This is a genomic window from Nocardiopsis sp. TRM 82005 (assembly GCF_056312425.1).
Window position 1 is genome coordinate 1 of the sequence record NZ_JBWDTQ010000051.1, and the last position, 9,854, is coordinate 9,854.

7 protein-coding genes and 1 pseudogene are annotated in these 9,854 nt (G+C 65.8%); 5 read left to right on the forward strand and 3 right to left on the reverse strand.

Annotated features, from left to right (window positions below; all coding sequences use genetic code 11):
* From AC0T5L_RS26795 to AC0T5L_RS26805, 3 genes and pseudogenes are all read right to left on the reverse strand, one after another.
* Nucleotides 1–181 (reverse strand): annotated as a pseudogene (locus AC0T5L_RS26795) (3-deoxy-7-phosphoheptulonate synthase); the annotation flags it as partial.
* Nucleotides 182–190: 9 nt separating this feature from the next.
* On the reverse strand, nucleotides 191–976 hold the full coding sequence (locus AC0T5L_RS26800; protein ID WP_476168279.1) for a thioesterase II family protein: 786 nt from the start codon (nucleotides 974–976) through the stop codon (nucleotides 191–193).
* On the reverse strand, nucleotides 973–1,449 hold the full coding sequence (locus AC0T5L_RS26805) for a type II 3-dehydroquinate dehydratase (RefSeq protein ID WP_476168280.1): 477 nt from the start codon (nucleotides 1,447–1,449) through the stop codon (nucleotides 973–975). Before AC0T5L_RS26805 ends, AC0T5L_RS26800 begins: the two co-directional genes overlap by 4 nt.
* A gap of 320 nt (nucleotides 1,450–1,769) precedes the next feature.
* On the opposite strand from AC0T5L_RS26805, the gene AC0T5L_RS26810 reads away from it, so the two are divergent.
* The 5 genes from AC0T5L_RS26810 to AC0T5L_RS26830 form a co-directional block, all read left to right on the forward strand.
* Nucleotides 1,770–2,939, forward strand: coding sequence for a DegT/DnrJ/EryC1/StrS family aminotransferase (locus AC0T5L_RS26810; RefSeq protein WP_476168281.1), 1,170 nt, complete (start codon nucleotides 1,770–1,772; stop codon nucleotides 2,937–2,939).
* A complete protein-coding gene (locus AC0T5L_RS26815) occupies nucleotides 2,936–4,030 on the forward strand; it encodes a Gfo/Idh/MocA family protein (RefSeq protein WP_476168282.1) in 1,095 nt (364 codons plus the stop codon). The genes AC0T5L_RS26810 and AC0T5L_RS26815 overlap by 4 nt, the downstream gene beginning before the upstream one ends.
* 31 nt (nucleotides 4,031–4,061) lie before the next feature.
* On the forward strand, nucleotides 4,062–4,763 hold the full coding sequence (locus AC0T5L_RS26820; protein ID WP_476168283.1) for an HAD-IA family hydrolase: 702 nt from the start codon (nucleotides 4,062–4,064) through the stop codon (nucleotides 4,761–4,763).
* Between the two features lie 102 nt (nucleotides 4,764–4,865).
* Entirely contained in the window at nucleotides 4,866–5,756 is an 891-nt protein-coding gene (locus AC0T5L_RS26825) for an ROK family protein (RefSeq protein WP_476168285.1), read from the forward strand.
* Nucleotides 5,757–6,201: 445 nt separating this feature from the next.
* A partial coding sequence (locus AC0T5L_RS26830) for an AMP-binding protein (RefSeq protein ID WP_476168284.1) occupies nucleotides 6,202–9,854 on the forward strand: 3,653 nt, incomplete at its 3' end.

The following is a 9,854-nucleotide window of genomic DNA, read 5'->3' on the forward strand; positions in this document are numbered from 1 at the left end:
CACTGACCCCCGGCTTGGCGGCCAGACCCAGGTCCTGGAAACGCTCAACGTCACCGACGAGGCCGATGATCGTGCGGTTCCTACTGCGGCTGATGAAGGTCCTGCCTCCAACAGAGGCGACGAGTTCGACGAGATCGTCAATGTTCTCGGAAGTGGCGTTCAGAGCCATGGTGATAACCACGTAAGCACCTCAGACAGACCGTGTGTGGGTGGGCTTGGGAAGAGCGCCACGGAAGGCGGCTATCCGCGCACGAACCAGCTCGGCCACGGAAGACTCGTGCTCGTTGATGTAGAAATGACCACCGGGGAAGGAGTGCAGTTCAAAGGCGCCGGTGGTGTAGTCGTCCCAGGCAGCAGCCTGCGAATGGTTCACCCTGGAGTCGCTATCGCCGTACATCGCGACGATAGGGCATTGAACCCTGGCCCCCTCGGAAGGCCGGTAGGAGAGCAGGACCCGGAAGTCGTTCTTGGTCACGCGCAGGAGCAGTTGCCTGAGATCCTCGTCCTCGAACAGCCGCGAGTCACTTCCGCCCAACCGTGTGATCTCTGCCAGAACGGCATCGTCATCGTCCAGTTCAGGCGAGGTGAACGCCTCACCGATTCCCGGCGCTCGTCGGGCGGAGGCGAACAGAACCGCGGGGGGCGCCCCGGCCTCCTCCAGCCGCCGGGCGACTTCGAAGCCGACCGTGGCACCCATGCTGTGGCCCAGAAGAGACAGCGGCTTATGAGCCCAGGGCAGGAGTACCCGGGTGATCTGGTCGGCCAGTTCGTCGAGATTCGCAACGAGCGGCTCCTGGTACCGATCCTGACGTCCCGGATACTGCACCGCGAGTACCTCGGTATGGGGATGCAGCGCCTGGGAGAACGAGTGGAAGTAGGACGCGGCGCTTCCTGCGTGCGGCAGCACGACCAGCCGGTCCACATCCTCAGAAGAGGGGTGGTAGCGCCGAATCCACAGGGCGTCGTTGCTTGTCATCGGTGTCTCCGTCCCGCCGCACCCTGACCAGCGGGCACGGAAGCGTTGACCAGGTCGGCGAGGGCACGCGCGGCCAACTGGTAGCCGTTGGGGCCGAGTCCGGCCACCATCCCGCTGGCGAGGGGGGCGAGCACCGATTCGTGACGGAACCCCTCACGAGCCCAGATGTTGGAGATGTGCACCTCGATCCAGGGGCGTGGATAGGCGGCGAGGGAGTCGCGCAGGCTCCACCCAGCCATCATCAGGGCACCAGGGTTGATGATCGCTCCGACGGAGTCGTGGCTGTTGTTGATTTCTCTGACCAGCTCCCCCTCACAGTCGTGCTGGATGGAGACGACATTCCACCCCTGGGTCGACAGCTCTTGTTCAACCGAGGCCTCTATGTCGGCTAGTGTTTCCGTTCCGTAAACTTCCGGTTCGCGCTTTCCCAGGATCCCAAGGTTAGGGCCGTTGATAAGGAGGACGTGGTTCACCCGATCACCTCGTGTGAGCAGCAGACATTAGCAGGACCGAGACGGCCCGCACCGCAGTCCTAGCACGGTGAGTGATTTCCGTACCGTTCGATGGGCTCGGCTTCCGAACTTAAGGGGGCATTAGGGGTAAGAGCAGGGGCTGGAAGAGGTTCCTTTTCATGGGTTAGCGTGCGAAGCGGCCTGGAGAGACCGGTCACCTCGTGATGACTTGCGTGCCCGGATCGTCACACAGGCCGAACTTCACACGTTCCCTGGTTTCGTGGCAGATTTATCCACCACTTTTCCAGTAGAACCCCGACCTCTTTTGAGAGTGGTTTGAAATGAGCAACGCAAAACTCCCCGACCTGGGATTTCCCGCTTGGCCCCAATTCGACGAGAACGAACGCACCGGCTTGGTCCGTGCTCTGGAGCAGGGGCAGTGGTGGCGCATCGGTGGCAGCGAGGTCGACACCTTCGAGCGCGAGTTCGCTGAGCACCACGGCGCCCAGCGCGCCCTGGCCGTCACCAATGGCACGCACGCCCTGGAGCTGGCCCTACAGGTCCTGGGGGTGGGGCCGGGCACCGAGGTCATCGTGCCCGCGTTCACCTTCATCTCCTCTTCCCAGGCTGCCCAGCGTCTTGGCGCGGTCGCGGTTCCCGTCGACGTCGATCCGGACACGTACTGCATCGATCCCGCTGCGGTCGAGGCAGCCATCGGACCGAAGACCAAGGCGATCATGCCGGTGCACATGGCCGGGCACTTCGCGGACATGGACGCGCTGCGTCAGCTGTCCTCCACCAGCGGGGTGCCCATCATCCAGGACGCGGCACACGCCCACGGGGCTCGCTGGCGCGGGCAGCGCGTCGGTGAGCTCGGCTCCATCGCCGCCTTCAGTTTCCAGAACGGCAAGTTGATGACAGCGGGCGAGGGCGGCCTGGTCACATTCGTCGACGACGACTCCTATGAGGAGGCATTTCTGCGGCACAGCTGTGGACGTCCTCGCACAGACCGCAAGTACTACCACCAGACCTCCGGCTCCAACTTCCGGATCAGCGAGTTCTCCGGCAGCGTCCTGAGAGCTCAGCTCGGGCGTCTGGAAAGCCAGATCACTACCCGCGAGCAGCGCTACCCGGTTCTCGCCAAACTCCTGTCTGAGATTCCCGGCGTCGTCCCGCAGACGCGTGACGAGCGCTGCGACCGCAACCCGCACTACATGGCCATGTTCCGTATCCCGGGTATCACGGAGGAACGCCGCAACATCATCGTCGACGCCCTCATCGAACGTGGACTCCCCGCCTTCGTGGCTTTCCGCCCGGTCTACAGGTCGGCGGGTTTCTGGGAGACCGGCGCCCCGGATCTCTCGGTTGACGACCTCGCCCGCTCCTGTGCCCACTCAGAGGCCATTCACCGTGACTGTGTCTGGCTGCATCACAGGACCCTGCTGGGTACTGAGGACCAGATGCACCTTATCGCTGAAATCGTGGCCGACGTCGTGGGCGGGCAGCGATGACCGCAGGTACCGGGGCCACGGGGTCACCGGTTCGGGTGGGGATCGTGGGGCTGGGATGGGCGGGCACCACTATCTGGCTGCCCAGGCTCAAGGCTCATCCCCTTTTCGAGGTGGTCGCCCTCGTGGACCCCTCACCCGAGGCGCGAGCTTCGGCGAAGCACGCGCATCCAGGGGTTCGTCAGTTCGCCCATGAGAACGAGCTGACGCCTGACCAGGTCGACCTGGTCGTGGTGGCCGTGCCCAACCACCTGCACAGTGCGGTGAGCGCTGGGCTGCTCGGCCGCGGTATGTCCGTGTTCCTGGAGAAGCCGGTCTGCCTCAGCACGGACGAGGCCCATGAACTGGCTCAGGCCGAACGTATGGGCGGTGCGACGCTGTTGGCCGGCAGCGCCTCCCGTTACCGAGCCGATGTCCGGACCCTGCACGAAGTATGCCGAGAACTGGGCCGGCTCCGACACGTCGACGTGTCCTGGGTCCGTGCTCGCGGGGTGCCGAAGGCGGGTGGATGGTTCACCCAGCGTGATCTGGCTGGAGGCGGAGTGCTCGTCGACCTCGGCTGGCACCTGTTCGACGCCGTGTCCCCCATGCTTCCGACGAGTCGGTTCGACCAGGTCGCCGGGGTGGTCTCGGGAGACTTCGTGAACAGCGCCTCAGCGCGTGCTGTGTGGCGCGGTGACGAACAGACGGGGCCAGCGGTGTGCGATGTCGAAGACACCGCACGCGGGTTCATGATCACTGACGAAGGGGTGTCGGTCGCCCTCCGGGCGAGCTGGGCTTCACATCAGGCAACCGACGTCACCCGGATCCATATCGAGGGCAGTGAGGGCACGGCCGAGCTGAACTGCACCTTCGGGTTCAGCCCCAACAGACAAGCGCGATCAGTCCTGAGCCGTACACGGGGCGGAGAGACCACCGAGGTGCCGCTGCCGGCTGACCCCGTCGGTGTGGAGTACACCCGTCAACTCGACGAACTCCCCGGTCTGCTGAAGGCTCCGGCGAGCAGAGGCTCTGCGATCGACGAGGCACTGCGGACCATCGGGGTTATCGAACGCATCTATGAATCGGCGCGCGCTCGGCGTCAGCCAGCCTGAGCCGGACCGCTCGGCAACTATGGAGGGTGCCATGCAAGAGGATCGACTCGCGGCAGCGGGCAACGCGCAACCGACCAAGGCCCAACGCGTGTCAACGATCGTGTTCGACCTGGACGGTGTGCTGGTCAACAGCTTTGAGGTGATGCGGGAGGCCTTCACGCTCGCCTACGCCGAAGTGGTGGGCGAGGGTAGGGCTCCCTTCGAGGAGTACAACCAGTATCTGGGTCAGTACTTTCCCGACATCATGCGAACCATGGGGCTTCCGCTGGCGATGGAGGAGCCCTTCGTCCGGGAGAGCTACCGGTTGGAGCATCGCGTACAGCTCTTCCCGGGTGTGTCCGACTCCCTGCGATCCCTGCGTACCCGTGGATACCGGTTCACCATCGCCACGGGCAAGAGCGGCCCCCGGGCCCGTTCCCTGCTGGGGAGTCTGGGCCTGGTCGACCAGTTCGTCCGGGTCATCGGCTCCGATGAGGTGGCCCGACCCAAGCCCGCCCCCGACATCGTGCTCGAGGGGTTGGAGGCGCTCGGGGTGACACCGGACGAAGCGATGATGGTCGGAGACGCCGTCACGGACCTGGTCAGTGCGCGGGCAGCCGGGGTCACCACGGTTGCCGCGCTGTGGGGGGAGGCCGACAAGGACGCCCTCCTGGCGGAAGAGCCGGACGAGGTGCTCCACTCCCCCGCGGACCTGCTGCGGTTGTGCCCGCCTCTGGAGGAGCGGGTGTTCTGAACTCGGTCGGCCCTATGGCACTGGCCAGTCCGGTTCCGGTGCAGGAAGGATCTGGGCTGGCCACCTCCGCCGAGTGACGAATTCGAAGATCAGGAGAACATCATCGGATATCTCGGAGTCGATATCGGTGGTACCAAGGTCGCCCTCCGCGCCGTGTGGAATAAGCACGATGCCCATGAGGCAACATTTCAGTGGTCGGAATCGGTGGACGCACAGCACGATTTCGAGGAACTGAACACGCACCTGGAACGGCTGCTGAACCAACGGCGCAGTGAGATCTCATCGGTGGGCGTGGCGATGCCCGCGACACTCGACGCGCGGGGCCGGGTCCGTACCTGGCCCAACCGGCCGACATGGGTGGGAGAACACGTCACCGACAGGCTGAGGGCTCTGCTTCCAGGCGCTGAGGTTCACTGCGCGGACGACGGAGATCTCGGCGCATTGGCCGAAGCGCGCGAAGTGGGTTGCGCGAACCTGGTCCACGTCAGTGTGGGGACCGGGATCGGAGGGGGGATCGTCTGTGACGGACGGCTGGTCCCCGGGCGCGCTCGCGGATCCTGCGAGGTCGGGCATGTAGTGGTGGAACGCGACGGGGCCCGGTGCGACTGCGGCCGTCGGGGGTGCGTCCAAGCACTCGCCTCCGGGCCCGCCACACTTCGCCGGGCCGGTTCGTTGCGGGGGGCCGAGGTCGGCCCGGACCAGCTCCGCCAAGGGCTGGCGGACCGGAGCGCGTGGGCGACGGCTGCCGTCGACGACACATGCGCAGCTCTGGCAACGCTCCTCATCGGGCTTGCCGAGCTGGCCCACCCTGACCGGATCGTCATCGGCGGGGGACTCGCCGCCGCAATGCCCGACGTGATCACCGGCACCAGTCGGCATCTCGCGCTGCTGTGGCGCCCGGGTCAGTCGCCTCTGCCCATCACGCCCGCACGTCTCGAAGGCCTGTCCTCACTACGCGGAGCTGAGCTCCTGGCCCGGGGGCTCGCGTACTGAACCCGTCGGGCGAGCCCCCGGTCCTGGCCCCTCACCATCTCGGGGCGCGGTCGCCGTACGGGCCTCTGGCTCCACGCCCTGACCCCTGACACGAACCAGCGCGGCGCCTGCCCTGGAAGGGTCGCTGTACAGGCGCGCCCGCCAGGCATGAGCACGCCAGTGTCATTGCCGCAGACAAGCAATACGTGAACCACGGCAAACCAGATCCTCAACGGGACCAGGGGGGACCATCGGCAGCTTAGGGGGATCTAGGGGTGTCTCCCCCATGCTTGGTATGACATTTTGGCAACGGTGATTATTGCACGTCACACACCCCATCGCAGATCCTCTCACGTTATCTGCTGGCGAGATCAATGGTCACGAAGAATCATGAGTTACGGATGCCCCGCCGGCACTCATGTCAATTGATGAACTGTCTGTGCTGATTCTCCGAGAGGCGCCCCACATGCTGCGTACAGAGCTGATCCGTCCCCTTGCCGAGCTTGTCCGGGAGAATGCCGGGAGGCTCGGGGAGAAGGTCGCGTTCAAGGATGGCCGTCGTAGCGTGAGCTACGCGGATCTTGAGTCGCGCACTCGGAACGTGGCCGGTCACCTCGCTGACCTACGGGTGCGGCCCGGGGATCGCACCATGATCTATCTGGGCAACCGGGTGGAGGTGGTGGAGAGCTACTTGGCGATCACGCGCGCCGACGCCATCGGAGTACCGATCAACCCGAGGAGCACGGACAAGGAACTGACCTACTTCCTTGAGGACAGCGGCGCCCGGGCGGTGATCACCGACCGTCCACACGCCGAGCAGCTGCGCCGGGTCCTGCCGCCCGGCCACACCATTCGGATCCTCGTAGTCGGTGATGGTGCCGCGCCCGCAGGTGCCGTGTCCTTCGAGGAACTCGCCCGGACCGAGCCCGCGACGACAGCCAGGGACAGCCTCGAACTGGACGACGTAGCGTGGATGCTCTACACCTCAGGTACCACCGGTCGGCCCAAGGGCGTCCTGTCCACCCAGCGCAACTGTCTGTGGTCCGTGGCCTCCTGCTACGTACCAGTTCCAGGCCTGTCCTCGAATGACCGGGTCCTGTGGCCCCTTCCCCTGTTCCACAGCCTGTCTCACATCGCCTGCGTCCTGGGCGTGACCGCTACCGGTGCATCCGCACGGATCGTCGACGGGCTGGCACCAGAGGAGATCCTGACGGCTCTGGCCGAGGAGTCCTCCACTTTCCTGGCAGGCGTACCAACCATGTACCGCTACCTGGTCAAAGCAGCGCGTGAGACGGGTTTCCGCGCGCCCGACCTACGGATGTGCTTGGTGGGCGGAGCCATCACAACCGCAGAACTGCGCACATCCTTCGAGGAGATCTTCGCCGCCCCGCTCCTGGACGCCTACGGCAGCACGGAGACGTGCGGTTCGATCACGATCAACTGGCCTACCGGCGCCAGGGTCGAAGGCTCCTGCGGGCTGCCTGTCCCGGGCCTCAACGTTCGTCTGGTCGATCCGGACAGCGGTGTGGACGTGCCCGTCGACCAGGAGGGCGAGGTATGGGTCAACGGCCCCAACGTGATGGTCGGCTACCACGGCAAACCCGAGGAAACCGCCGAGGTGCTACAGGGCGGCTGGTACCGCACCGGTGATCTGGCCCGGCGCGATGACATGGGGTACTTCACCGTCACCGGACGGATCAAGGACCTGATCATCAGGGGCGGGGAGAATATCCATCCGGGTGAGGTCGAGGAGGTTCTCGCCAGCTCACCGGATGTCTCCGACGTCGCTGTGGTGGGCCGCCCCCACGAGCTTCTGGGGGAAGTCCCGGTGGCGTTCGTCGTCCCGGGACCGGAGGGGATCAACCCCCACCAGCTCGTGGCCCTGTGCCGGGAACAGCTCTCCTACTTCAAGGTGCCTGAGGAGATCTACGAGATCTCGGCCATTCCCAGGACCCCCTCGGGCAAGATCACCCGGCACGTCCTGCTGGAGCGGCAGACGGTACGACTCCGCGCGGTCAGCAGCAGCTACTACGAGTCCTTGCTCAGGCTGGACTGGATTCCCCTGCCCTCCGTCCAGGAAGCACTGGACCAGACACCGGAAGTGACCGTTGTCGCAGCCGCCCACGAGGGCACCTCCGTGGAGGGCGCCTCGTCGATGGTGGAAGCGGTGCGGCGCGCGGTGCGCACGGTGGTCGACGACGTCGAGACGTGGCTGGCCGGGGAGCCCACGGAAAGCGCCAAGCTGGTGGTGACGACGCGGAACGCGGTGGCCGCGAGCCTGGAAGAGACTCCCGACCCGGTCGGTGCCGCGGTATGGGGCGCGGTGCATGCCCTGCAAGGTGCGCATCCCCGCCGGATCACACTCATCGATCTGGACACCTCCGACGAGGTCGCGGGCTCGGTTCTGAACACCGCGTTCTCCGCGGGAGAGTCACAGTACGCAGTTCGATCCGGTGTGGTCCTGCGGCCCCAACTGGCCCGGGTGTCCGTCGCGGGGCCGGGCGACGCGCCGACTCCACTGGGTGGGGTGGCTGTCGTCGGAGCGGGCTCGGCGGCCGGCGCAGCGATGGCACGCCGTCTGGTGGGCGGCGACAGGGCCCGGCACCTGCTGCTGGTCAGCCGGTTGGACCACCAGGACGAGGCGATCGTCTCTCTCCGTGATCAGCTTAACGACCTGGGTGCCGAGGCAACGGCGGTGACGTGTACCGCGGGCGACAAGCAGGACCTGGCCGCCGCGCTGGCCTCGTACGGGCACCCGATCACCACCGTGGTGTACGCCCCCGAGCATGACGACACCTTCGCGGAGACGGACTTCGGGTCCGCCATAGAGGGCGCGCTCAACCTGCACGAGCTGACCGCTGACGCCAATGTGACTGAGTTCGTCCTGATGACGTCGGCCGCTCATGTGCTGAACACTGGTGAGAGCTTCACCGAATCCGCCACCACCGCCTTCCTGGAGGCTTTGGCCCGCACGCGACGCGCCCAGGGCAAACCGGCCCTGGCCCTGTCATGGGGTCCCTGGGAGCGGGGGCCGGAGTCCCAGGAGAGCAGACCGACCGGCGTGGGCACACTCTCCGAGCAGGAGGCGCTGGCCATGGTCGACGCCGCCCGTGTCTCCGGGGAGGTGTCACTGGTTCCTCTACGTCTGGAGACCTTCGGAACTGCGAGTTCGGAACTGCCGGACCTTCTCAGGGGGCTCATCGACGCGCCCACGGTGAACACCACCATGGATGACTCCCGTGCTACGGCTTTACGTGACCGCCTGGCCGGGTTGGTCGACACCGAGCAGACCAAGGTTCTCCTGGAGATCGTGCGCGCTGAGGCGGCGGAGGTGGGCGGACTGCGTTCGGCCGTCGAAGTGTCGCCTGAACGGGCCTTCAAGGACCTGGGGTTCACGTCGCTGCGCGCTGTCGAACTGCGTAACCGGCTGACCGCTGCCACTGGGTTGAACCTGCCGGCTACCACCGCCTTCGACCATCCCACTCCGGATGCGGTGGCCCGTCAGCTGCGCGTTGAGCTGGGGCTGGGTTCTGGTGCCGCTGATGTGGAAGACCCCGTGTCGCACATGGATGACGATCCGATCGTGATCGTGGGGATGGGGTGCCGCCTGCCCGGCGGGGTGTCCTCCCCCGAGGAACTGTGGCGCCTGGTCACCGAGGGCCAGGACGCGATCAGCGACTTCCCCACCGACCGCGGCTGGGACCTGCAAAACCTCTACGACCCCGACCCCGACCAGGAAGGCACCTCCTACGTACGCGAGGGAGGATTCCTCCACGACGCCGCAGAATTCGACGCGGGCTTCTTCGGCATCTCCCCCCGCGAAGCACTCGCGATGGACCCGCAACAACGCCTGCTCCTCGAAAACTCCTGGGAAACCTTCGAACGGGCCGGCATCAACCCACACGAACTACGCGGCACCAACACCGGCGTCTTCCTCGGAGTGATGTACCACGACTACGCCTCACGACTCGCACACCCACCCCAAGGACTCGAAGGATTCCTAGGAGTAGGCAACGCCGGCAGCGTAGCCTCAGGCCGCATCTCCTACACGTTCGGTTTCGAGGGCCCGGCCGTCACCATAGACACCGCGTGCTCCTCCTCCCTGGTCGCACTACACCA